20 protein-coding genes are annotated in these 23242 nt (G+C 70.4%); 8 read left to right on the top strand and 12 right to left on the bottom strand.

Features of this window, described 5'->3' with window-relative positions; genetic code table 11:
- The 7 genes from ACZ53N_RS03120 to ACZ53N_RS03090 all read right to left on the bottom strand — a co-directional run.
- A partial coding sequence (locus ACZ53N_RS03120; RefSeq protein ID WP_469139224.1) for a sensor histidine kinase occupies positions 1-937 on the bottom strand: 937 nt, incomplete at its 3' end.
- 40 nt (positions 938-977) lie between these two features.
- Positions 978-1718, bottom strand: a complete 741-nt coding sequence (locus ACZ53N_RS03115) for an ABC transporter permease (protein ID WP_469139223.1) — start codon at positions 1716-1718, stop codon at positions 978-980.
- A complete protein-coding gene (locus ACZ53N_RS03110) occupies positions 1715-2668 on the bottom strand; it encodes an ABC transporter ATP-binding protein (protein WP_469139222.1) in 954 nt (317 codons plus the stop codon). Before ACZ53N_RS03110 ends, ACZ53N_RS03115 begins: the two co-directional genes overlap by 4 nt.
- Before the next feature lie 153 nt (positions 2669-2821).
- Positions 2822-5107 carry a peptidoglycan binding domain-containing protein gene (locus tag ACZ53N_RS03105; protein ID WP_469139221.1) on the bottom strand — a complete coding sequence of 762 codons (2286 nt, stop codon included), beginning with the start codon at positions 5105-5107 and terminating at the stop codon, positions 2822-2824.
- Between the two features lie 202 nt (positions 5108-5309).
- Complete coding sequence (locus tag ACZ53N_RS03100) at positions 5310-5699, bottom strand: DUF6113 family protein (RefSeq protein ID WP_469139220.1); 390 nt, start codon at positions 5697-5699, stop codon at positions 5310-5312.
- Complete coding sequence (mshB, locus tag ACZ53N_RS03095; RefSeq protein WP_469139219.1) at positions 5696-6589, bottom strand: N-acetyl-1-D-myo-inositol-2-amino-2-deoxy-alpha-D-glucopyranoside deacetylase; 894 nt, start codon at positions 6587-6589, stop codon at positions 5696-5698. The genes ACZ53N_RS03100 and mshB overlap by 4 nt, the downstream gene beginning before the upstream one ends.
- Before the next feature lie 55 nt (positions 6590-6644).
- On the bottom strand, positions 6645-6839 hold the full coding sequence (locus tag ACZ53N_RS03090) for a hypothetical protein (protein WP_130879722.1): 195 nt from the start codon (positions 6837-6839) through the stop codon (positions 6645-6647).
- A 171-nt stretch (positions 6840-7010) separates the two neighbouring features.
- Between ACZ53N_RS03090 and ACZ53N_RS03085 the strand changes: the two genes are divergently transcribed.
- From ACZ53N_RS03085 to ACZ53N_RS03050, 8 genes are all read left to right on the top strand, one after another.
- The gene (locus ACZ53N_RS03085) at positions 7011-9131 is read left to right on the top strand and encodes a S9 family peptidase (protein ID WP_469139218.1); all 2121 of its coding nucleotides are present in this window, start codon (positions 7011-7013) and stop codon (positions 9129-9131) included.
- Positions 9132-9403: 272 nt separating this feature from the next.
- On the top strand, positions 9404-10381 hold the full coding sequence (locus tag ACZ53N_RS03080) for an ABC transporter permease (RefSeq protein ID WP_469139217.1): 978 nt from the start codon (positions 9404-9406) through the stop codon (positions 10379-10381).
- Positions 10382-10434: 53 nt separating this feature from the next.
- Complete coding sequence (locus ACZ53N_RS03075) at positions 10435-12237, top strand: ABC transporter substrate-binding protein (RefSeq protein WP_469139216.1); 1803 nt, start codon at positions 10435-10437, stop codon at positions 12235-12237.
- A gap of 147 nt (positions 12238-12384) precedes the next feature.
- Positions 12385-13362, top strand: a complete 978-nt coding sequence (locus ACZ53N_RS03070; RefSeq protein WP_366685206.1) for an ABC transporter permease — start codon at positions 12385-12387, stop codon at positions 13360-13362.
- Positions 13363-13382: 20 nt separating this feature from the next.
- Positions 13383-14408 (top strand): ABC transporter ATP-binding protein, encoded by a 1026-nt coding sequence (locus ACZ53N_RS03065; RefSeq protein WP_469139215.1) that lies wholly within the window; start codon positions 13383-13385, stop codon positions 14406-14408.
- A gap of 21 nt (positions 14409-14429) precedes the next feature.
- The gene (locus ACZ53N_RS03060) at positions 14430-15587 is read left to right on the top strand and encodes an ABC transporter ATP-binding protein (RefSeq protein WP_469139214.1); all 1158 of its coding nucleotides are present in this window, start codon (positions 14430-14432) and stop codon (positions 15585-15587) included.
- A 31-nt stretch (positions 15588-15618) separates the two neighbouring features.
- Positions 15619-15774 carry a cittilin family RiPP precursor gene (locus ACZ53N_RS03055; RefSeq protein WP_184732975.1) on the top strand — a complete coding sequence of 52 codons (156 nt, stop codon included), beginning with the start codon at positions 15619-15621 and terminating at the stop codon, positions 15772-15774.
- A 103-nt stretch (positions 15775-15877) separates the two neighbouring features.
- Complete coding sequence (locus ACZ53N_RS03050) at positions 15878-17200, top strand: cytochrome P450 (protein WP_469139213.1); 1323 nt, start codon at positions 15878-15880, stop codon at positions 17198-17200.
- On the opposite strand, the gene ACZ53N_RS03045 is transcribed toward ACZ53N_RS03050, so the two are convergent.
- The 5 genes from ACZ53N_RS03045 to ACZ53N_RS03025 are packed head-to-tail and all read right to left on the bottom strand — an operon-like array spanning position 17201 to position 22869.
- Positions 17201-18262: an ABC transporter ATP-binding protein gene (locus ACZ53N_RS03045; RefSeq protein WP_469139212.1), complete on the bottom strand. Its 1062-nt coding sequence runs from the start codon at positions 18260-18262 to the stop codon at positions 17201-17203.
- Positions 18252-19271: an ABC transporter ATP-binding protein gene (locus ACZ53N_RS03040; RefSeq protein WP_469139211.1), complete on the bottom strand. Its 1020-nt coding sequence runs from the start codon at positions 19269-19271 to the stop codon at positions 18252-18254. Before ACZ53N_RS03040 ends, ACZ53N_RS03045 begins: the two co-directional genes overlap by 11 nt.
- 23 nt (positions 19272-19294) lie before the next feature.
- Positions 19295-20272, bottom strand: a complete 978-nt coding sequence (locus ACZ53N_RS03035) for an ABC transporter permease (RefSeq protein WP_469139210.1) — start codon at positions 20270-20272, stop codon at positions 19295-19297.
- Positions 20265-21188: an ABC transporter permease gene (locus tag ACZ53N_RS03030; RefSeq protein WP_469139209.1), complete on the bottom strand. Its 924-nt coding sequence runs from the start codon at positions 21186-21188 to the stop codon at positions 20265-20267. The genes ACZ53N_RS03035 and ACZ53N_RS03030 overlap by 8 nt, the downstream gene beginning before the upstream one ends.
- A 46-nt stretch (positions 21189-21234) precedes the next feature.
- Positions 21235-22869: a peptide ABC transporter substrate-binding protein gene (locus tag ACZ53N_RS03025; protein WP_469139208.1), complete on the bottom strand. Its 1635-nt coding sequence runs from the start codon at positions 22867-22869 to the stop codon at positions 21235-21237.
- Between the last annotated feature and the right edge of the window lie 373 nt (positions 22870-23242).

Below are 23242 nucleotides of genomic sequence, written 5' to 3'. Positions count from 1 at the left end.
TCCCCCCCCCCCCCCCCCCCCCCCCCCCCCTCCGCCCCCCCCCCCCCCCCCCCTCCTTTCCCCCCCCCCCCCCCCCCCCCCCCCCCCCCCTCCCCCCCCCCCCCACTCCGGCGAGGGCGGTACGGGCGCCCGCGATCTCGGCGTCCAGCGTCGGACGGCGGAAGCCGCTCACGGCCTCCCGCACGTCCACGAGCGCCTGCCTGCTGACCCGCTCGATGTCCGCGACCTGCTGGGCGGCCTGTCCGGGCTGGTCGGGCAGCATCCGCCCGGCCAGCTCGCTCTTGAGGGTGATCAGGGACAGTGAGTGCCCCAGCAGGTCGTGCAGATCACGGGCGAGCCGCAGCCGCTCCTCGTTGGCCGCGAGATGGGCGACGGTGGCGCGGGCCTCGCGCAGCTCGCGCATGGTGCGCCCCATCTGGACGATGCCCATCATCGCCGCACCACCCAGCAGCGTCGGCAGCACCAGCGTCAGTTGCCGCTCGGTGTCCGCCCCCTCCAGCAGGCCGATCCCGAAGACGGAGGCCGCGATGGACGGGATGACCCGCAGCGCCCACTTCATCGGCAGCATGACACCGGCCGAGATGGCGACGTACACCAGCAGCACCAGCCACACCGGGCCGAGCGTCACCGCCAGCACCACGGCCAGCACGTACAGCCCGGCGAGGGTGCCGAGCTGACGGCGGGAGAGCCGGCCGCGCGGGCGCCGCCCGAGGACCATGGAGAGGTAGACGACGACGAAGACGGTCAGCCCCGCCCAGCCCAGCACGGTGGCGGGGCCCGTGTGGCGGCCGTCGGTCAGGTCTCCCACCACGGTCGCCAGGTACAGCATGTAGAGAAGGGTCCAGCAGCCCTTGGCCAGCGTCTGCCGCCAGTCCTCGGGTGCCTCGCCGATCCGGATGAATCCCCTGTCCACGGCGTGGTCCTCGCGCTCGGTCATGCTCGCAGTCTCCCCCGGCGGCCGGACGCCGCCCGCTTCCTCACCCCTTGTGGGTGTCCTTGCGGTACAGCCAGGTGGCCGCGCCGGCGAACAGCACCAGATAGCCGACCAGGATCGCCACGTCCTTGGCGTGCGGCGCGCCGCCCAGCTCGATGGCCTGGCCGAGGCCGGCGTAGGCGTGGGTGGGCATCCACTCGGCGATGTCCTGGAGCCACCCGGGGAACGTGGCGGTCGGCATCCACAGGCCGCCCAGCATCGACAGCCCGAAGTAGATGATCATCGTGATGGGCCGTACGGCGTCTCCCGTGGCGAGGTAGCCCACCGCGACGCCGAGGGCGGCGAAGACGATGCTGCCCGCCCAGATCGAGCCCGTCAGCGCCAGCCACTGCCAGGCGTCCAGCCGGACGTGCTTGACGGCCGCGGCGATGACGAAGACGAAGACGATCGACGGCAGCGACACGACGGCGGCCGAGGCGATCTTCGACAGGACGTAGCCGCGGCCCGGCAGCGCGGTGAGCCGCAGCTGGCGCACCCAGCCCTTCTCCCGCTCCTTGGCGATCTTCTCGCTGTTGCCGACGAGGACGGCGGTGATGGCGCCGAAGGAGGCCATGGAGACCATCATCAGCAGCGGCAGCGTCAGCTTGCTGTCGGCGACGACCTCGGTGCTGCTCGCGCCGCCCGCGATCAGCAGATAGAGCCCGGCGGGGTAGATCACCGAGAAGAACATGAACTTCTTGTTGCGCAGCGTGCGCTGGATTTCGAGCTTGATCAGGGTGTTCATGCTGCCGCCTCCTCGGCGGTCGCGGCGTCGGTGATGGCGATGAAGGCCTGCTCCAGGCCGAGGCCCGCGACCTCGAGATTGCGGGGGAAGAGACCGAGCCCGTACACCGCGTGCACGGTCGCGTCGGCGTCGTGCGACTGGATGCGGACCGTGCGGCCCGATATCTCCAGGTTCGCCAGGAACGGCAGCTCGCGCAGCGCGGCCTCGGAGATGTGCCCCTCGAGGTCGAAGACGATCCGCCGGGCCCCGGCCTTCGCCTTGATCTCGGCCGCCGAACCGTCCGCGAGCACCCGGCCGCGGTGCAGCACGACGACGCGGTCGGCGATGGCGTCGGCCTCCTCCAGATAGTGCGTGGCGAACAGCACCGCGCGGCCCTGGCGCGCCTGCTCGCGCATCACGCTCCAGAACGCCTGGCGGGAGGTGACGTCCATGCCGGTCGTCGGCTCGTCCAGCACGATGAGGTCGCTGGCGCCCGCGGTCGCCATCGCGAACCGCACCCGCTGCTCCTGGCCGCCGGACAGCTTGTTGACCATGCGGTCGGCGATCTCGGTGATGCCCGCGTGCTCCATCACCTGCTCGACGGGGTACGCCTGCGGATGCAGATCGCACGCGAGCCGCACCAGCTGACGGACCTTCACGTCCTCCATGAGGCCGCCGGTCTGCAGCATCGCCCCGACCTTGCCGCGCGCGATGGCCTGCCGCGGGGTGGTGCCGAACAGCTCGACGCGGCCCGCGTCGGGGTTGCGCAGCCCCAGGAGCAGATCGAGGGTGGAGGACTTGCCGGCCCCGTTGGGGCCGAGCAGGGCGACGGTCTCGCCCGGGTAGAGCTGAAGGTCCAGATCGGCGACCGCGCGCACATCGCCGTAACTCTTGCTGACGTTCTCAAAACTGACCACGGGAGCGCCGGTGCGGCGCCCGTCCCCCGTGAACGTGTTGCCTGTGGTGGTCATGACGACAATCCTCGCTGGTCGGGCCGGGCCGGCGGCAGTGTCAGCCGTCGTGAACCTCGGATGACAGATGTCATGGGTCCGGCCGAACGCGTGGGAGCCCCCGCGCCGGATGCGGCGCGGGGGCTCCCACGGGTCCTACGAGGATCCGCGCGATCAGCTCGGGTTGAGCGGGATCACGCCGACGCGCTCGGCGGGCGTCTTGCCCACCAGCGCCTTGCGCAGGGCGCCGACCACGTCCTGGGGGGTGACGGCCGTCTTCGTGCCGTTGCCCCGCTGGATCAGGACGCCGTTGAAGCGGCTGCCGTACAGCTCCTTCAACGCCTCCAGGTTGTAGCTCTCGACGAGCTTCCCGTCGACCTCCTTGACCGAAAGGATCTTCGGCAGCGAGAGGTCCGGGCCGAACTGGATCCGGTGCGCCGGGTCGGTCTGGACCGTGACCAGGCCGGACATCGCGGGCTTCGCGAAGCTCGCCATCATCCGGTCGACCTCGGCATTGCCGATCTTGGGCGTCTGGGGTGCGCTCGGCAGCTCGACGGTCTTGCTCGCGCCACCGGCCGCGCGCTGGCGGTAGGCGTCCGAGACGGCCTTGACCGCCTTGGCGTTGTCCAGGCCCTGGTACGGCTTGCCATAGACGGGCACGGCCTTGCCCGGCTCGAACTTGATCGTGCCGTCCTTGGCCGCGCCGCTCTCGCCGGCCAGCGTCTTGAGCGCGGAGGCGACCTTCTCCTCGTCCACGTTCAGCGCGGGCTCGGCCTTGCGGGTCCCGCCGATCAGCGAACCGAGGACGGTGACCGGGTTGTAGTCCCGGCCGGCCGCGGCCCGCACCGTGGCCTGGGTGTCGATGGACAGACCCGCCACGGACGGCTTGAGCTGCGCTTCCTTGCCCGCGATGGACACCGTCAGGGGCGCGCTCGCCCGCTCGCCGAGGGCGGAGTCGAGCTTCTTGACGGCCTCCTCCTTCGAGGTGCCGCCGATGTCCACGCCGAGCACGGTGGTGCCGTTCGGCACGTCCGCGTGGTCGAGCAGCAGCCCCGCGGCGTACGCGACACCGACCAGCGCGACCAGACCGCCGCCCAGCAGGACCAGCTTCGAGCGGCCCTTCTTCTTCGGGGCGCTCTTCGCCGCGGCCTTGGGCGCGCTCTTGGCCGCGGGCGCGGCCGGCTTCGGCGCCGGAACGCCCGACTTGGGCTTCGGCACAGGCACGCGGGGCGCGCCGCTGTCGACGGGCTTGGGGACCGAGCCACCGGGCGCCACCGGGGGCACGCCGCTCACCAGCGTCTCGCCGGGCACCTGGCCGACCGGAGGCGTGGGCGCGGGCACCTTGGCCTTGCGCTTCTTGGACTGCTTGCCCGGCGTTGCCTGCTGGGGCTGGCCCGGCCGGCCCTGGCCCTGCTGCTGGCCCTGCTGCTTGCCCTGGGGCGGTCGCGGGGCACCACCGACGGGGGGCGGCGTCTGTATGGCCGGGAAGCCCTCGCGCGGGGTGTCCGTACGACCCGGCGCGAACGCGCCCGCGGCCGCGCTCCCCTGGGGGTACACGAACGGGTCGTCGAGGCTCGGCGCCTGGAACTGCTGGGTGGTCTCCGGCTCGGCCCACGGCGGGGCGCCGGCGGCGTTCTGCCCGGGGACGGTCGGCTGCGCCATGGCACCCGTGACGGAGGACTCGCCGGGCCACGGCGCGCCGGTGTTCTGCCCGTCCTGCCAGGGGGCGGCACCGGCCGGTGCGCCGGTGCCCGTCGTGTCGCGGACCCACGGCGCGGAGCCGCTCGTGGCAGGGGCGCCCTGCCACGGAGCCGAACCCGTCGTGGACCCCTGGCCCGGGACGGGCGGCTGCGCGGAGGCGTCGCCCGAGGTGTCGCGGACCCACGGCGCGCCGCCGCCCGCGGCGGGCGGCTGCGGGGTCACCGGCGGCGGGGCGCTCTGACCCACCTGACGGCGGGGCAGGCCCGGCGCGGGAGCCGCGGCGGGGGCCGCCGGGCCCGACTTGCGCGGGGCGAACCAGTCGCTGGCCTTCTCGCCCTTGCCGTCCCCGCGGTCCGCCTCCGGCGGGGCCGGCGGCGTGGCGGACGGCTCCGGGCGGCGGGGCAGGCTGGGCTTGGTCCTGGCGGGCCCGTCGCCCCGGTCGGAGCCGGCGGCCGAAGGCGCGCCGGGACCGGCGGCGGGGCCCGGGGCGGCGGATGCCTTCCCGGCCGCGCCGTCCTCGACGGGCGTCCGCATGATGACCGGCGGAATGGGTCGCGAGCCCGGGATGTTGATGCGGATCCGCGTCGTCATCGTGGTCTCGGTCTTGGGCTCTTCCGGCGTGGGCGGCCCGGCGGGCTCGTCTGCGCCGGCGGCGCCGGGCGGCACATCGCGGGTGCCGTAGGGCGGGGTGCCCGACGGGTACGCGGCGCCACCGCGCCCCTGGGGCCCAGAGGACGAAGTGTCAGATTCACGGCTCAAAGCAGGTTCTCCCGGTTACTCTCCGCCGCCCTCGATGACCTCGCTCGGGGTCGCCCATGCCGAAGGCCAGGGGTAGCTCGGCGGCGCGCACCACCATACTGGGCACCACCGGCACGCACTTGACGACCGTCGGATCACCCCGGCGGGCGGGAGCGCGGTGCGCGCCTTCGTGCCTCGGACGCGTCAGGCAGAAATCGTCACGTCACTTCCCAAGTCGGACCGACGGCCCGCCCGGTTGCGACAGTTTGGGCACCGTGGCGCAGATCACAGCCACGACCATTCCGCCCAGCAGAAAAGCGTACGAGCCGAGTCCGGCCCCGAAGAGGAAGTCCCCCTCCGGGCGGCTCGCCGTCAGCATCAGCACGGCGAGCAACCAGCCGATCCCCGGTGCCACACCGCCGGATCTGCTGCCGGTGGCCGTCACTCCGCCGTAGCAGAGCGCGGCGATGCCGAGCAGCGCGAGCAGCAACCCGCCGGGGAACCAGCCGCCTTGCACCAGCGACCCGGCGATGCCGACCAGGGCCCCTAGCACGGCGAGTCCGGCGAACGCCACGATCCGGCCGATACCGAGCTGGGGGGTCAGGCCCTTCATGAGGCCACCCCCGCGAAGAGGTCGTCCTCGCGGTCGGCCGCGGCCCGGCCGCGGACGAGCCGGTAGTACTCGTCACCGAGCAGCGGCTGTCCGAGGTCGTTGGAGAGCGCGAAGAAGGGGCCGTCCACGGCGATCTGGGTGGCGTGGGCACGCATCGCGGCCGCCTTCGCCGCGGCGTAGGGAGAGCTGTCGACCGCGGCCGTCACCTCGGCGTCGGGCACGACACCCGGCACGTCGGCGGGCGAGGCGATACTCGGGAAGGGCATGTCCTTGCCCTGCTCGCGCAGCCGTGCGAAGCCCTCCTCGACGACCGAGAGCGGGACGCAGTTCCAGTAGACCTTGGGGACGGTGTGCGGATCACCGAGGTCACGGCGGAAGACCGGCTCCGCCGCCAGATCGACGGCGCGCATCGCGACGCGGTGCGCCTGGATGTGGTCGGGGTGGCCGTAGCCGCCGTCCGGGTCGTAGGTCACGAGCACCTGGGGCCGGACCTCACGGATCACCTCGACGAGGTGCGCGGCGGCCTCGTCCACCTCGGCCCGCCAGAAGCAGCCCGGGTGCTCGTTCTGCGGGGCGCCCATCATGCCGGAGTCTCTGTACCGTCCGGGTCCGCCGAGGAAGCGGTGGTCGGTGACGCCCAGCTCCTTCATCGCGGCGGCGAGTTCGGCGACGCGGTACGGGCCGAGGGCGTCGTCGCGATCGGCGGCGAGGTGCGCCAGATCGGACGGGATGACCTCGCCCTCCTCGCCGAGCGTGCACGTCACGAGCGTGACATGGGCGCCCTCGGCGGCGTACTTGGCCATGGTCGCGCCGTTGTTGATCGACTCGTCGTCCGGGTGCGCGTGCACCAGGAGCAGCCGGCGGTCTGGCAACAAGGAGCTGTCGGTCATGGGACCAGCCTACGAGCCCGGCGGCGCGTGCGGGGCGCCGCCCGGACACCGAACGTCAGAACTTGATGTTGCTGATCATCCCGGTCACGCTCGTGGTCAGACTGTGCAGCGTCGGGGCTACCGACGAACTCGCGAGGTAGAACCCCAACAGCACACAGACCGCGGCGTGGCCCGCCTTCAGTCCGGACTTCCGGACCAGCAGGAAGACGATGATCGCCAGCAGCACCACCGCCGAAATCGAGAGTGCCACAGCGGTTCACCTCCAGTACGCGCGGTCGGATGGATCACATACAGATGCCTCAGAAGCCATACCCACTATGCGCGAGTGATCATAACTTTCCGTACGTGCCAAGACTCGGTGCACAGGAGCAAATGTGGGGCGCACGGCGAGATCTCGCCGCCCCGGCCGTAGGCTCCCGGCATGACCGGACAGCTCTCGTTTCCACGTCAACACGCCCGTACCCAGCGCTTCTCCCTCGGCGCGCCGCGCGCGTTCACGGTGTCGCCGGACGGCTCGCGTGTCGTCTTCCTTCGCTCCCGTTCCGGCACCGATCGGGCGAACGTCCTATGGGTGCTCGACCTCGACGCCGGCCGGGAGTACCCCGCGGCGGACCCGGCGGTCCTGCTGGGCGGCGCCGACGAGGAATTGTCCGCCGAGGAGCGGGCCCGCCGCGAACGCAGCCGTGAGGGGTCGGCGGGCGTCGTGGGATACGCGGTGGACAACGCGGTGGAGTTGGCGGCGTTCGCCCTGTCCGGGCGGCTCTTCGTCGCCGAACTGCGCGGTGGCACGGCCCGCGAGCTGACCGTGCCGGGCCCGGTCGTCGACCCCCGCCCCTCCCCCGACGGCCGCCGGGTCGCGTATGTCACGGGTGGCACGCTGCGCGTGGTCGAGGCGGACGGCAGCGCCGACCGCGCCCTGGCCGAGCCGGAGAACGACACCACCACGTGGGGGCTCGCGGAGTTCATCGCCGCCGAGGAGATGGACCGCTCGCGCGGCTTCTGGTGGTCGCCGGACGGCTCCGCGCTGCTGGCCGCCCGCGCCGATGACGCGGCGGTCGACCGCTGGTGGATCGCCGACCCGGCCAACCCCGGCCGGGAGCCCGTCGAGGTCGCCTACCCGGCGGCGGGCACGGCCAACGCGTCGGTGTCGCTGTCCCTGCTGCGCCTGGACGGCTCCCGGACGGACGTCCGCTGGGACCGTGAGCGCCACCCCTATCTGGCGCGCGTCCACTGGTCGGCGGACGGCGCCCCGCTGCTGCTGGTCCAGTCGCGCGACCAGCGCTCCCAGGTTTATCTGGCCGTGGACACCGAATCGGGTGCCACGCGGGTGCTGCATCTTGACGAGGACGCAATCTGGCTTGATCTTTTCGCTGGTGTGCCCGCATGGTCGCCGCAGGGCGATCTCGTACGGATCGCCGAAGAAGACGGCGCCCGCGTGCTCGTCGTCGGCGGCCGCGCCCTGACCGGTCCCCAAACGCACGTGCGGGCCGTGCTCGACGTGGGCGACGACGACGTGCTGGTCTCGGCGTCCGCCGGGCCCGGGGCGGCGGATCCGGAGACCGGCCAGGCGCATGTGTACCGCGTCGACGAGCGGGGCGCGGAGCGCCTATCGGAGGGCGAGGGCTGGCATTCGGCGGTGCGTTCGGGCGCGGTCACCGTGCTGGTGTCGGCGTCGCTCGACCGCGCGGGCTCCGAGGCCCGGGTGCTGCGGGACGGCAAGCAGATCGCCGTCGTGGCCTCGTACGCGCAGCAGCCGGTGCTGACCGCACGCGTCACCCTCACCGAGGTGGGCGAGCGGCGCGTGCCGTGCGCCGTCCTGCTGCCGACCGGCTACACCGACGGCGACGGGCCGCTGCCGGTCCTGATGGACCCCTACGGCGGTCCGCACGGACAGCGGGTGGTCGCCGCGCACAACGCCCATCTGACCTCGCAGTGGTTCGCCGACCAGGGCTTCGCCGTGATCGTCGCCGACGGGCGGGGCACCCCGCACCGCTCCCCCGCCTGGGAGAAGTCCATCCGCGACGACTTCGCGGGGGCCACCCTGGAGGACCAGGTCGAGGCCGTACGGGCACTGGCCGGCCGCTACCCCCTGGATCTGACCCGGGTGGGCATCCGCGGCTGGTCGTACGGCGGTTATCTCGCGGCGCTCGCCGTGCTGCGCCGCCCGGACGTCTTCCACGCGGGCATCGCGGGCGCGCCCGTCACCGACTGGCGGTTGTACGACACGCACTACACCGAGCGCTACCTCGGCCACCCCGACGAGCAGCCGGCGGTGTACGCCCGTAATTCCCTGGTGACGGACGAGGGCCTGGCCGAACCGGCCGAGCAGGTCCGCCCGCTGATGATCGTCCACGGTCTGGCGGACGACAACGTGGTCGCCGCGCACACCCTGCGGCTCTCCTCGGCCCTGCTGGCGGCGGGCCGCCCGCACGAGGTGCTGCCGCTGTCGGGGGTCACCCACATGACGCCGCAGGAGCAGGTCGCGGAGAATCTGCTGCTGCTCCAGGTCGACTTCCTCAAGCGGTCCTTGGGCGTCGCCTGACCCCGCGTCTCGTCCTCAAGCGCCGGACAGGCTGAAATCGACTGAGGTCAGCCACATCAAGCCCGTCCGGCGTTCGAGGACACCGCCGCGCAGCGGAGGTGCACCCGCAACGGCCCGCAGGGCCAAGGGCAAAGGCAAATGCGGAAGCACACCCCGCATTTCACCCAGGCCCTCTTGACCGCGCCGTGAGTCCATTGCCACAGTCCGCTCAACCCACCGCGTGCGCGCCCTCTGCGCCGGGTTGACGAGACGACAGTGCGGGGGATCCACGCATGACGAGTCCTTCCCCGGCCGTGACGGCCGAAGCCGGGCCGGTGGGCCGGTCGCCCGGACAGCTGATGTGGCGCCGCTTCCGACGCGACCGTTCGGGGGTCCTGTCCGCGTACGTCGTGGCCTTCTTCTTCACCGTCGCGATCGCGGCGCCGCTGATCTCGAAGTTCTACGGCAAGAGCCCGACGACGACCTACGGTCTGAACGAGCAGGGGCTGCTCAACGAGTTCGGCTATCCCGTCGCGCCCAACGGCGGCGTCTCCGGCCGGTTCTGGTTCGGCATCGAGCCCACCCTGGGGCGGGACGTGCTGACCCAGCTCGTCTTCGGCATCCGCACCTCCCTGCTGATCGCCGTGGCCGCCACCGTGCTGTGCGTGCTGACGGGCGTGGTGGTCGGGGTGACGGCCGGCTATCTGGGCGGCCGGACCGACTACTTCCTGGGCCGGTTCATCGATCTGCTGCTCGCCTTCCCCTCCCAGCTGTCCTTCATCGCCTTCACCCCCGTCGTCTACTCCCTCTTCGTCAGCCCGGAGAAGGAGACCCCCACGTATCTGCGGGTGCTGACCCTGATCCTGGTGCTGTGGGTGCTGGGGTGGATGGGACTCGCGCGACTGCTGCGCGGCCAGGTACTCAGCCTGCGGGAGCGGGAGTTCATCGAGGCAGCGAAGGTGACCGGCGCCTCGCCCTGGCGGATCATCACCAAGGAGCTGCTGCCCAATCTCTGGACCCCGATCCTGGTGCAGTCGACGCTGATGCTGCCCTCGTTCGTGACCATCGAGGCCGGCCTCTCCTTCATCGGGGTCGGCATCCTGGAGCCCACGCCCGACTGGGGCCGGATGTTCGCCAACGGCGCCCAGTACTACGAGAGCGACATCACCTACATCTTCTTCCCCGGCCTCGCGATGATCATTTTTGTGGTCGCCTTCAACCTGCTCGGGGACTCGGTCCGGGACGCCTTCGACCCCCGGACCAAACGCTGAACCGCACGCAGCCGCACGTCATCGTCACAACGGACAGGCAGGTGCATCGACCCATGACCCCCAGGACGAGATCCCCCAGGAGAAGGGCCCACATCGCGGCCACGGCCCTCGCGGCCGGTGCGCTGGTGCTCTCCGCGTGCAGCGACGGAGGCGGCGGGAGCGGCGGAGACAAGGACAGCGGTCCGGGCGACGACAAGACCACGGCCTCGAACTATTCGATCGGCACCAAGGCCGACGCGGCCGGCCCCGCCCCGGAGGTGCCGGGCGCGAAGAAGGGCGGCACGGTCGGCGTTCTCCAGCGGGACGCCTTCAACCACCTCGACCCGGGCCAGATCTACTACGCCGACGTGCTGGCGAACCAGATGCTCTACAACCGCTCCCTGACCTCGTACAAGGTGGACGACAAGGGCAGGGTCAAGGTCGTCGGCGATCTCGCGACCGACGCCGGCACCGCCTCGGACGGCGGGAAGACCTGGAAGTTCACCCTCAAGGACGGACTGAAGTTCGAGGACGGCTCGCCCATCACCGCCAAGGACGTGCGGTGGGGCATCGAACGGCTCTACGCCTCCTTCGAGACCGACGGTCCGCTCTACATCCCGCAGTGGCTCTCCGGTGACGGCAACGACTTCCGCAAGGCCCTTCCGGACGGCCCGTACAACGGCAAGCACCTGCCGTCGTCGGTGCTCGACACCCCCGACGACAAGACGATCGTCTTCCACTTCCGCCAGCCGCACGCGGACACCCCCTTCGCCACCGCGATGCCGAACATCGGCGCGGTCAAGCAGGCGAAGGACACCAAGCAGAAGTACGACAACGCCCCCTTCTCCTCCGGCCCGTACAGGGTCGGCGAGTACAAGGTCGGCAAGTCGCTGACGCTGGTGAAGAACGAGCACTGGGACCCGAAGACCGACCCGATCCGCCACCAGTACGCCGACCGGTTCGAGATCAGCTTCGGCCACCAGTTCGCCGACTCCACCCGCCGCTTCCTCGCCGACCAGGGCGGCGACAAGAACGCCCTGTCGTTCAGCAACGCCGTGGCACCGGAGATGACCGAGAAGGTGCTGAAGCAGACCGACACCAAGGCCCGTCGCTTCCTGGAGATCCAGCCCTACGTCGACTACATCAGCTTCAACACCACCCGCCTCAAGGACGCCAAGGTCCGCAAGGCGCTCGCGTACGCCATGCCCAACGGACAGATCCTCCAGCAGAACGGCGGCGCGACCGCCGGGGTGGTGGCCACCAACTACCTCTCGCCCGCGATGGACGGCTACAGGGCGACCGACCCGTTCAAGAAGAAGGCGAACCCGGCCGGACAGCCCGAGAAGGCCAAGGAGCTGCTGAAGGAGGCCGGCAAGCTCGGTCAGGAGATCGTCTACGCCTACGCCAACACCGACGTCCAGCAGAAGGTGGCCGTGGTGGTGACCCAGGCGCTGGAGCGGGCGGGCTTCACGGTGCAGAAGAAGGAGATCGACGCCAACACCTACCGGACGGCGATCGCCGAGGTGCAGAACAAGTTCGACATCTACCGCTCGTCGTGGGGAGCGGACTGGCCGGTCTCCTCCACCGTCGTCCCGCCGCTCTTCGACGGCCGGCAGGTCGCCGACGGCGCCCAGAACTACGGCCATCTGAAGAACTCCGGGGTCGACTCCGAGATCGACCGGATCAGCGCCATCCCGGATGTGAAGAAGGCCGCCTCCGAGTGGCAGAAGCTGGCCGACAAGATCCTCGAGGAGGATGTCCCGGGCGTGCCCGTCTTCTACAACCGGCAGTTCTCGCTGTGGGGTTCGCACCTCGGCGGCGTCCGCTACCACCCCGTCTACGGGACCGTCGACCCGACCTCCGTCTACGTCAAATAGCGCCGACCGGTCAGGGCGGGCGATAGCGCCCGCCTCACCCGCGCCATGCCCGGCCGGGGCCACCACGGCCCGGCCGGCCCCCGCCGCCCGGCCGGAACCTCCGCCCGCCCGGCCGCTGCCTCCCGCTACCCGGAAGACCGCGACGACATGCTCAGATTCCTCGTCCGCCGCTCGCTCGGCGCGATCGTCATCATCCTGCTGATCAGCGCGATCACCTTCTTCCTCTTCTTCGCCCTGCCCTCCGAGCCCGCCCTGATGTCCTGCGGCAAGAACTGCACCCCCGACGCCCTCGCTGTCATCAACAAGAATCTGGGCCTCGACCAACCCGTCCCCGTCCAGTACTGGCACTACATGCAGGGCATCTTCATGGGCCGCGACTTCACCGTCGGCCACTGCCCGGCGCCCTGCTTCGGCTACTCCTTCTCCAACCAGCAGCCGGTCTGGGGCACGATCGTGGACCGCTTCCCGACCACCTTGTCCATCACCCTCGGGGGCGCGGCCGTCTTCCTCGTCGTCGGCGTGGGCATCGGCATGATCGCGGCGGCCTTCCGGGGCACCTGGATCGACAAGTTCTTCAGCTCCCTGTCGCTCGTCGGCGGCGCCCTGCAGATCTACTTCGTCGGCGTCATCGCCCTCGCCGTCCTGGTCAGCGGGCTGCACTGGATGGACAACCCGGCCTACCACCCGATCACCGAGGACCCCGTCAAGTGGTTCACGGGCATGCTCATCCCCTGGCTGGTGCTCTCCATCATCTTCATCGCCAACTACAGCCGGATGACCCGCTCCCAGATGATCGAGCAACTGGGCGAGGACCATGTGCGCACCGCCCGCGCCAAGGGCCTCAGCCGCCGCACGGTCTTCTTCCGCTACGCCTGGCGGGGTGCGCTGGCGCCCATCGTCACCATCTTCGGCATCGACCTCGGCTCGCTCTTCGGCGGCGCGATCATCACCGAGTTCACCTTCAGCCTGCACGGCCTCGGACGGCTCGCCGTCTCCTCGGTGAGCGAGACCGATCTGCCCACCCTCATGGCCGTGATGCTCGTCGGCTGCACGGCGATCGTCGTCGCCAACATCGTGGTGGACGCCGCCTACGCCGTCATCGATCCCCGCGTACGCCTCGCCTAGCAGCCGGGAGAACCACCGCCGTGACCGCGACCACACCCTTTCTGTCCGTGCGCGATCTGTATGTGCGCTTCGCCACCGAGGACGGCACGGTCAAGGCCGTCGACGGGCTCTCCTTCGAGCTGGAGCGCGGCCGTACGCTCGGGATCGTCGGCGAGTCCGGCTCGGGGAAGTCCGTCACCAACCTCGCCGTCCTCGGGCTGCACGACCCGCGCACCACCGAGATCGAGGGCGAGATCCTGCTGGACGGGCAGGAGCTGACCGGTGCCCCCGAGTCCGCGCTGGAGAAGGTGCGCGGCCACAAGGCCGCGATGATCTTCCAGGACTCGCTCACGGCGCTCTCGCCGTACTACACCGTCGGCCGCCAGATCGCCGAGCCCTTCCGCAAGCACACCGGGGCCACCCGGCGCGAGGCGCGGCTGCGGGCGGTCGAGATGCTGAAGCGCGTCGGCATCCCCAACCCCGCGCTGCGCGTGGACGATTACCCGCACCAGTTCTCCGGCGGCATGCGGCAGCGCGCGATGATCGCGATGGCGCTGGTCTGCGACCCCGAGCTGCTGATCGCCGACGAGCCGACGACCGCGCTGGACGTCACCGTGCAGGCGCAGATCCTCGATCTGCTGAAGGACCTTCAGCAGCAGACCGGTTCGGCGATCATCCTCATCACCCACGACCTCGGCGTCGTCGCCCACACCGTCGACGAGCTGCTGGTGATGTACGCGGGCCGGGCCGTGGAGCGCGGCACGGTCCGCGAGGTGCTGGGGGCGCCGCGGCACCCGTACACCTGGGGGCTGCTCGGATCGATGCCCCGGCTGACGTCGGACGTCGAGGAGCCGCTGAGCCCGATCCCGGGCGCGCCGCCGAGCCTGCTGGCACCGCCGCCGGGCTGCCCCTTCCACCCGCGCTGCGGTCAGGTCGCGGCTGTCGGCGGCGACCGGTGCCGCACCGAACGTCCGGAGCTGCCGGGGGGCCGGGGGGCGGCCTGTCATCTGACGCCCGAGCGGCAGCGGGCCACCTTCGCCGAGCAGATCAAGCCCCGACTGGGTTAGGGCGTGTGAGGAGTTCCCACCATGACCGACAAGGTTTCGCTGCCCGCGCCGCGCGAGGCGGCCCCGGACGGGGCCCGGGGCGAGCCCCTGCTCGTCGCCGAGGGGCTGACCAAACACTTTCCGATCACGGGCGGCTTCCCGGTGAAGCGGCGGATCGGGGCCGTACAGGCCGTGGACGGCCTCGATCTGACCGTACGGGCCGGGGAGAGCTTCGGGTTGGTGGGTGAGTCCGGGTGCGGCAAGTCCACCACCGGCCGGCTGCTGACCCGGCTGCTGGAGCCGACCTCCGGGCGGATCGTCTACCGGGGGCGGGACATCACGCACGCGGGGCGCCGGGAGTTGGCGCCGTTCCGCGCCGAGATTCAGATGATCTTCCAGGACCCGTATGCCTCGCTGAACCCCCGGCACACCGTGGGGAAGATCGTCTCCGGGCCGATGGAGATCAACGGCATCGATCCGCCGGGCGGCCGGGAGGCGCGGGTGCGGGAGCTCCTGGAGACCGTGGGGCTGAGTCCCGAGCACTACAACCGTTTCCCGCACGAGTTCTCCGGCGGCCAACGTCAGCGCATCGGCGTCGCCCGCGCGCTCGCCCTCGAACCCAAGCTGATCGTCGCCGACGAGCCGGTCTCCGCGCTGGATGTCTCCATTCAGGCCCAGGTCGTCAATCTGCTGCGGGACGTGCAGCGCGAGTTGGGCATCGCGTTCGTCTTCATCGCGCACGACCTGGCCGTCGTGCGGCACTTCTCGCAGCGTGTCGCCGTGATGTACCTCGGCAGGATCGTCGAGGTCGGCGACCGGGACGACATCTACCGCCGGCCGCGCCACCCCTACACCCACGCCCTGCTCTCCGCGGTGCCGGAAGCCGCGGACCTGATGGACGCGGGGGACGGCTCCGGGGGCGCGAGCCGGGAGCGCATCCGGCTCGCGGGCGATGTGCCGTCGCCGATCCGGCCGCCGTCCGGCTGCCGGTTCCGCACGCGCTGCTGGAAGGCGCGACAGGAGTGCGCCACCGAGGAACCGCCCCTGCTGCGCGCCGAGGGCAGCGGGCCCGGCCATCTGTCCGCGTGCCACTTTCCGGAGCCGCCGACGGTGGAGCGGGCGACCGAGGTCATTCTCGATCCGGCCCTGCGTGCGGCGGAAGGACATACGGAATCCCCGCCGCCGAACCATGCACCGTGAATTCTGTCAACTCTTGTGATTACAGGGGCACATGCCTACTGTCAATTCCACGCGACGCGGTAATCACACCGCGGGCGGACCTGACGAGAAGGAGGTGTTTGCCATGCGCAAGATGATCCTGACCGGTGCGCTTTTCGCCCGGCTGACTCGCAAGGACCGACTCACCCTGCCGTACTCGTACTACTAAACCGGCACGGTGACGCACCCGGTGGCCGCGGCAGCGATGCCGCGGCCACCGTCGTTCCGCCGCCGCATGAACCCCTGCCCGTACGAACCCCTGCGAGGCATCCGTGACCGCCACCGCCCGCCCGCGTAATGATCTTCCCGGCCCGTCCGGCGACAAGTACTTGGGCAATCTGCACGCGTTCAGCACCGACCCGCTCGGCTTTCTGACCGCTTGCTCCCGGAATTACGGTGACGTGGTGCGGCTCGGCGCGAACAATGTGCTGCTGACCTCCCCCGGCGACGTCGAGAAAATGCTCGTCGACCGGAACGCGAAATTCTCCAAGGCCAGCGCCGACACCCGGCGCGGTTCCCGGCGGCAGGGCTTCCCGCGCTCGACCATGAACAGCGACGGCGCCGAGTGGCAGGCCAAACGGCACCGGATGCAGCCCGCGTTCGGCCGGTCCCTGGCCACCAAGGCCGCCGAGATCGTCGACGCGCAGGGCGAGCGGATGCTCGCCCCCTGGCGGCCCGGCCAGGCCCGTGACCTCCAGGACGACGTCTCCGTACTGACCCTGCGGCTGGTCACCTCGCTGATGTTCGGCGACGAGTTCAGCGACGCGGACACCGCCGAGGTGGCCCGGCTGGTCGCCCCCATCATGGACCTGTCCACATCACCGGTGCTGCTGCCCGAGTGGGTGCCCACCCTCCGCAAGCTGCGCATCCGGCGCTCGATGCGCCGCGTCGACCGCACCCTGCACGCCCTCGCCGCCTCGCCCGCCGCCGGTGACCCGCAGCGCGCGCCCGTGCTGCACGCGCTCGTGCACGGCGACCCTGCCCCCTCGCCGGACGAACTCCGCGACGAGCTGGCCACGTTGATCATGGCCGGCTTCGAGACCACCAACGACTCCGTCGTCTGGGCGAGCGTGCTGCTCGCCCAGCACCCCGAGGCCGCCGAGCGGGTCCGGGCCGAGGCCGAGGCGGCCTTCGCCACCGCCCCGGCCGGACTGGCGCGGATGGAGGCCCTGTCGTACACGAACGCCGTGGTCCGCGAGGCCCTGCGGCTGTACTCGCCGGTCTGGCTCACCAGCCGCGACGCCACCGAGGACATGGAGTTCGGCGGCTATCTCATACCGGCCGGTACCACGGTCACCGTCAGCCAGTGGGTCAACCACCGCGACCCCCGCTACTGGGAGGACGCCGAGGACTTCCGCCCCGAGCGCTGGCTCGGCAGCGGGCCCAAGGCCGTACCGCGCGGCTCGTACTTCCCCTTCGGCCTCGGCCCCCGGGTCTGCGTCGGCGCCGCCGTCGCCACCACCGAGACCGTGCACATCGTCGCCGACATCTGGCGCCGCTTCCGGCTGGAGCTGATCCGCCCCGAGCGCATCACCCCCCGCCCGGCCCTGGCCCTCCAGCCGATGGGCGTGGAGGTCGTGCCGCGCGCCTGGTGATCAGGTGTCGTCCCGGTCCTCGGTGCCCTCCGGCGGCACCACCCGGCGCTCCTCGGCGAAGTGACAGGCCGACGGGTGCGCGGGAGGGCCGCCCTCCTCCCGGAACCACTCCGGCACCGCCAGCTCCGGCACCTCCACCACGCACCGCTCCTGCGCCTTCCAGCAGCGGGTCCGGAAGCGGCAGCCCGACGGCGGATGCGCGGGCGAGGGCACGTCCCCCGACAGCAGGATCCGCTCCCGCCGCGCCCGCGCCGCCGGATCCGGCATGGGCACGGCGGACAGCAGCGCCTGGGTGTAGGGGTGCGTCGGGTGCTGGTAGATCTGGGTGTCGGTGCCGATCTCGGCGAGCCGCCCGAGGTACATCACCGCGACCCGGTCGGAAATGTGCCGCACCACGGACAGGTCGTGCGCGATGAAGACGTAGGACAGCTCGAACTCGTCCTGGAGCTTCTCCAACAGATTGACCACCTGCGCCTGCACGGAGACGTCCAGCGCCGAGACGGGCTCGTCGCAGATGATGATCTCCGGGTTGAGCGCCAGGCCGCGCGCGATGCCGATGCGCTGCCGCTGACCACCGGAGAACTGGTGCGGATACCGGTTGATGTACTCCGGGTTCAGGCCGACGACGTCCAGCAGCTCCTGGACCTTCCGCCGCCGGTCGCCCTTCGGCGCCACCTCGGGGTGGATCTCGTACGGCTCCCCGATGATGTCGCCCACCGTCATACGGGGGTTGAGCGAGGTGTACGGGTCCTGGAACACCATCTGGATGTTGCGACGCACGGCCCTGAGCGCCTTGCCCGACAGATCGGTGATGTCCTCACCCTTGTACAGAATCCGCCCGGCCGTCGGCCGCTCCAGGTTGACCAGCATCTTCGCGACCGTCGACTTACCGCAGCCGGACTCCCCCACGATGCCCAGCGTCTCGCCCCGCCGCAGCTCGAACGAGACCCCGTCGACCGCCCGGACCGCGCCCACCTGCTTACGGAAGACGATCCCCCGGTTCAGCGGGTAGTGCTTGACGAGGTCCCGTACTTCCAGAATCTCCTCGCCTTCAGCTTTCATCGAGGGTGTCCTTCCAGAAGTGGCAGGCGCTGGCCCGGCCCGGGCCCACGGTGAACAGCGGCGGCCGGTCCGTACGGCAGATGTCCTGGGCGCGGGGACAGCGCGGGTTGAACGGGCAGCCGGGCGGGATGTCGGTCAGGCTGGGCGGCAGGCCCTTGATCGCGTAGAGCGCGCGGCCCTTCTGGTCCAGACGCGGGATCGAGTCCAGCAGGCCCCGGGTGTACGGGTGCGCGGGCGCCGCGTACAGCTCGTGGACCGGCGCGGTCTCCACGATCCGGCCCGCGTACATCACCGCGATGCGGTCGGCGACGTCCGCGACCACGCCCAGGTCGTGGGTGATGAGGATCAGCCCCATGTTGTACTCGCGCTGGAGCTCCGCGAGCAGATCCATGACCTGCGCCTGCACCGTCACATCGAGCGCGGTCGTCGGCTCGTCCGCGATGATGAGGTCCGGCTCCAGGGCCAGCGCCATCGCGATCATGATGCGCTGGCGCATACCGCCCGAGAACTGGTGCGGATAGTCCCGCAGCCGCTCCTGCGCGGCCGGGATCCGCACCCGGTCCATCAGCTGCGCGGCCCGCGCACGGGCGTCCTTGCGGGTCATCCCCTGGTGCACCACATACATCTCGGCGAGCTGCGCCCCCACGCTCATCACGGGGTTCAGGGACGACAGCGCGTCCTGGAAGATCATCGCGATCTTCGCGCCGCGCAGTCTGCGCCGGGACTCGGCTCCCATCGTCAGCAGGTCCTCGCCCCGGAAGAGCACCTCGCCGCCGGTGACGAACCCCGGCGGCGAGTCGAGGATGCCCATCACCGCCTGGGCGGTCACCGACTTGCCCGATCCCGACTCGCCGAGCACGGCCAGCGTCTCGCCCGCCGCCACGCTGTACGTCACTCCGTTGACCGCCTTGGCGACCCCATCCCGGGTGCGGAACTCCACCCGCAGATCGCGCACGTCCAGCAGGTTCTTCGGCTCCGCCGGGGTCTCCTGGGTCAGCTGCTGATCCATCCGTCGCTCCATCCCGCCGGGTCTCAGCGCAACTTGGGGTCGAGGGCGTCGCGGACCGCGTCGCCGAGCATGATGAACGCGAGCACCGTGATGCTCAGCGCTCCCGCCGGCCACAGCAACATGTGCGGGGCGTTGCGGATCTGGGTGGAGGCGTTGGAGATGTCGATCCCCCAGGAGACAGTCGGCGGCTTGAGGCCCACGCCCACGAACGACAGCGTCGCCTCCAGGGCGATGTACGTCCCCAGCGCGATGGTCGCCACGACGATGACCGGGGCCACCGCGTTGGGCGCGATGTGCCGCAGCAGCATCCGCCTGTTGTCGGCGCCGAGCGCCCGCGCCGCCTGGACGTAGTCGTGCTGCTTGGCGGTGACCACCGAGCCGCGCGCGATCCGGGAGATCTGCGGCCAGCCCAGCAGCACGATGAAGCCCACCACCGGCCATACCGAGCCGCTGGTGATCACGGAGAGGAAGACCAGCCCGCCGAGGATGATCGGAATGCCGAAGAAGATGTCGGCGACCCGGGACAGCAGCCCGTCCCACCAACCGCCGAAGAACCCGGCCAGCCCGCCCAGCACACTGCCGAGCAGCGCCGCCCCGGTCGTGGCGCAGACACCGACGGCGATCGAGGCGCGCGCCCCGTGGACCGTGCGGGTGTAGACGTCGCAGCCCTGGGTGTCGAAGCCGAAGGGGTGGCCGGGCTGCGAGCCCTGGCCCGCCTTGGCGAGGTTGCAGCTCAGGGGGTTGCCACTCGCGATGAGGCCGGGCCAGATCGCGATCAGTACAAGAAAGACGATGACCAGCCCGGAGACGAGGAAGACGGGGTTGCGCCGCAGGTCGTGCCAGGCGTCGGACCACAGGCTGCGGGGCTTGCCGTCGGCGCCGCCGGGGGGCGGCTCCTTCTCCAGCGACTCGCCCTCACTGGTGGCCAGCGTCATGGCGCCGCCGTCGCCGGGGGTGATGGCGGCGTGCGGATCGAGCTTCGGGTCGAAGGGGTCAGGCATAGCGGATCCTCGGGTCGAGCACGGCGTAGAGGAGGTCGACGAGCAGGTTCGCCAGCAGGAAGACGATGACCAGGACGGTCACGAAGCCGACGACGGTCGGCGAGTTCTGCCGCAGGATGCCCTGGTAGAGCTGGTAGCCGACGCCGTGGATGTTGAAGATCCGCTCGGTGACGATGGCGCCGCCCATCAGCGCGCCGATGTCGGTGCCGACGAAGGTGACGACGGGAATCAGCGAGTTGCGCAGCAGGTGTCGGGTCACCACCCGGCGGCGGGGCAGCCCCTTGGCCACGGCCGTCCGGACGTAGTCGGCGCGGGAGTTCTCGGCGATGGACGTGCGTGTCAGCCGGGTGACGTACGCGAGCGAGGTCAGGGCGAGCACCAGGCCCGGCAGGATCAGCTCGTCGAACGGCGCGGCCGGGGAGACGGACGGGGAGACCCATCCCCATTTCACGCCCAGCAGGTACTGCAGCACATAGCCGCTGACGAAGGTGGGGATGGAGACCACGATCAGAGTGAGCAGCAGCACGGAGGTGTCCACCGAGCGCCCGCGCCGCAGCCCGCTGAGGACGCCGAGGGTGATCCCGACGAGGATCTCGAAGAGCAGCGCGACGACGGTCAGCCGCAGGGTCACCGGGAAGGCGCTCTTCATCAGCTCGGTGACCTTCATGCCGTTGAAGGCGGTGCCGAAGTCACCGGTGAGGATCTGCCCCATGTAGTGCAGGTATTGCTTCCACAGCGGCTCGTCGAGGTAGAGGTCCTTGCGGATCCGCGCGGCGGTCGCGGGGTCGGGGGCCTTGTCGCCGAACAGCGCGGCGATGGGGTCACCGAGGGCGTAGACCATGAAGAAGATCAGGAACGTGCTGCCGATGAACACCGGGATCATCTGGAGCAGCCGCCGGATCACATACCGTCCCATGGGGGCTCCGGGGGTTCGGACGTAGGGAAGGGGCTTCCGGGTACGGTCAGCCGACCTTGATCCGGTCGTAGACGGGCACGCTGAACGGATTGAGCATCACGTCGGAGAGATTGGCGGAATAGCCCGCGCTGCCGTTCTGGTACCAGAGCGGGATGGCCGGCATCTGCTCGGCGAGGATCTTCTCCGCGTCCTGGAACTTCCCGACCGCCTTGTCCTGGTCGCTCTCGGCATTGGCCTCGTCGACGAGCTTGTCGAAGTCCGGGTCGCTGAACTTCCCGTAGTTGGAGGAGGCGTTCGCGTAGTAGAGCGGCTGGAGGAAGTTCTGGATCAGCGGGTAGTCCATCTGCCAGCCCGAGCGGAACATCCCTGTCATCCGGTGCTGGGAGATCTGATTGCGGAAGTCCGCGAAGGTGCCCACGGGATTGACGACGCACGCCTTGTCCATGGCGAGGGCGTTGTTGATGCTGTTGCAGACGGCGTCCATCCACACCCGGTGCGAGCCGGTGTCGACGTTGGAGGTGATGGTCACCTGCCCGCCGGGCAGCCCGCCGCCCTCCTGGATCAGCTTCTTCGCCCGCGCGGCGTCGAAGTCGCAGGCGTCACCGCACACCCCCTCCTTGTAGCCGCCCTCGGACTTCAGGACGGGCGAGGTCCAGTCGGTCGCCGGGGTGCGGGTCTTCTGGTAGATCTGCTCGGTGATCTCCTTGCGGTTGATCGCCATGGAGATGCCCTTGCGGACCTTCTCCATCCCGGCCTTGGACCATTTCGCGTCGTACATCGGGAAGACGACGGTCTGGATGATGCCGGCGGGCTGGTTGATGTACCGGTCACCGAGGTCGTTCTTGACGTTCTTGAGCTGGGCGGCCGGAATGTCGTCCACGAGGTCGAGATTGCCCGCCTGGAGATCGGTGTAGGCGGTGTTGTTGTCGGTGTAGACGCGCAGCTCGACGCCCTCGTTCTGCGCCTTGTCGTCGCCCGGGTAGCCCTCCCACTTCTTGAGGTTGAGAGCGGAACCCTTGGCATACGAATCCACCATGTACGGGCCGTTGCCGACCGGCTTCTTCAACCAGTTGTCGTGGTCGTCGAAGAACGCCCGGGGCAGCGGGGAGAAGGCCTGGTAGCCGAGGGTCTGCGGCCAGGTGGAGAACTTCTGCTTGAGCTTGACGGTAAAGGTCCGGTCGTCCTTGACCACCAGCCCGGACATGGTCTTGGCCTTGGCCGAGCCGCTGTCCGGGTGGACCTCGTCATAGCCCTCGATGGTGGCGAAGAAGGGGGCGTTGTTCTGCTTGTTGTCGACAAGGGCCGCGTAGTTCCAGGCGTCGACGAAGGACTTGGCGGTCACCTTCTCGCCGTTGGAGAAGGTCCAGCCGTCCTTGAGGGTGATGGTGAAATTCTGCTGGTCGGAGGTGTCGATCTTCTCGGCGAGCACGTCCTTCGCGGCGCCGGACTTGGGGTCGTACTTCTTGAGCCCCCGGAACATCATGGCCAGGACCTTGCCGCCCTGCACCTCATTGGTGTTCGCCGGCTCCAGCGGATTCTGCGGATCCCCCCAGGAGGCCCGCACCACCCCGGCCCCTCCGCCGCCACCCCCGCCGCATCCCGTTGCCGTGAACGCGACCGCGACCGCCGTCGCCGTCGCCGTCGCACGAACGGCCCATGTGGCGCGCGTACCTCCACGCATGGAGTGCCTCCCTCAAGGTCCCAAGCCGTATCCCAGCCATATCCCGAACCACGCTCAGGCCCACATAACACCCCATGAGGTGACGAAAGGCGCCCTTATGGCGGCCGTCCGCGCGCGATCCGACGCGGATTCCGCCCGAATGCGCGAGCGCGTGGCGCGCCGGGGGCGGGGCGGTCACCGGGAGGCGGTGTGGCTACTTTCGGACGGTCAGTTCGCAACATGACGGTCCCCGTTCTGCCACAGCCCTGTGACACCTACCGCCCCTGGCCTGCGTTTCCTTCACATTCCACACGTATCTTCGATAGACAGGAGTGCTAGTGACGACGTGACAGTCGGCCGGATCGCATAGGGCCGCTGCCATGTCAGCAACGGG

It is taken from the genome of Streptomyces sp. NPDC033229, assembly GCF_055576875.1.
The sequence above is the reverse complement of the archived record's forward strand: the minus strand, read 5'-3'. Positions and strand labels throughout refer to the sequence as shown.

Coding starts and splice junctions, on each gene's coding strand:
- ACZ53N_RS03070 (WP_366685206.1), top strand. CDS start 12,385: ATGCTCAGATTCCTCGTCCGCCGCTCGCTCGGCGCGATCGTCATCATC.
- ACZ53N_RS03055 (WP_184732975.1), top strand. CDS start 15,619: ATGCCTACTGTCAATTCCACGCGACGCGGTAATCACACCGCGGGCGGA.
- ACZ53N_RS03115 (WP_469139223.1), bottom strand. CDS start 1,718: ATGAACACCCTGATCAAGCTCGAAATCCAGCGCACGCTGCGCAACAAG.
- ACZ53N_RS03060 (WP_469139214.1), top strand. CDS start 14,430: ATGACCGACAAGGTTTCGCTGCCCGCGCCGCGCGAGGCGGCCCCGGAC.
- ACZ53N_RS03085 (WP_469139218.1), top strand. CDS start 7,011: ATGACCGGACAGCTCTCGTTTCCACGTCAACACGCCCGTACCCAGCGC.
- ACZ53N_RS03025 (WP_469139208.1), bottom strand. CDS start 22,869: ATGCGTGGAGGTACGCGCGCCACATGGGCCGTTCGTGCGACGGCGACG.
- ACZ53N_RS03035 (WP_469139210.1), bottom strand. CDS start 20,272: ATGCCTGACCCCTTCGACCCGAAGCTCGATCCGCACGCCGCCATCACC.
- ACZ53N_RS03045 (WP_469139212.1), bottom strand. CDS start 18,262: ATGAAAGCTGAAGGCGAGGAGATTCTGGAAGTACGGGACCTCGTCAAG.
- ACZ53N_RS03100 (WP_469139220.1), bottom strand. CDS start 5,699: ATGAAGGGCCTGACCCCCCAGCTCGGTATCGGCCGGATCGTGGCGTTC.
- ACZ53N_RS03040 (WP_469139211.1), bottom strand. CDS start 19,271: ATGGATCAGCAGCTGACCCAGGAGACCCCGGCGGAGCCGAAGAACCTG.
- ACZ53N_RS03030 (WP_469139209.1), bottom strand. CDS start 21,188: ATGGGACGGTATGTGATCCGGCGGCTGCTCCAGATGATCCCGGTGTTC.
- ACZ53N_RS03075 (WP_469139216.1), top strand. CDS start 10,435: ATGACCCCCAGGACGAGATCCCCCAGGAGAAGGGCCCACATCGCGGCC.
- ACZ53N_RS03080 (WP_469139217.1), top strand. CDS start 9,404: ATGACGAGTCCTTCCCCGGCCGTGACGGCCGAAGCCGGGCCGGTGGGC.
- ACZ53N_RS03110 (WP_469139222.1), bottom strand. CDS start 2,668: ATGACCACCACAGGCAACACGTTCACGGGGGACGGGCGCCGCACCGGC.
- mshB (WP_469139219.1), bottom strand. CDS start 6,589: ATGACCGACAGCTCCTTGTTGCCAGACCGCCGGCTGCTCCTGGTGCAC.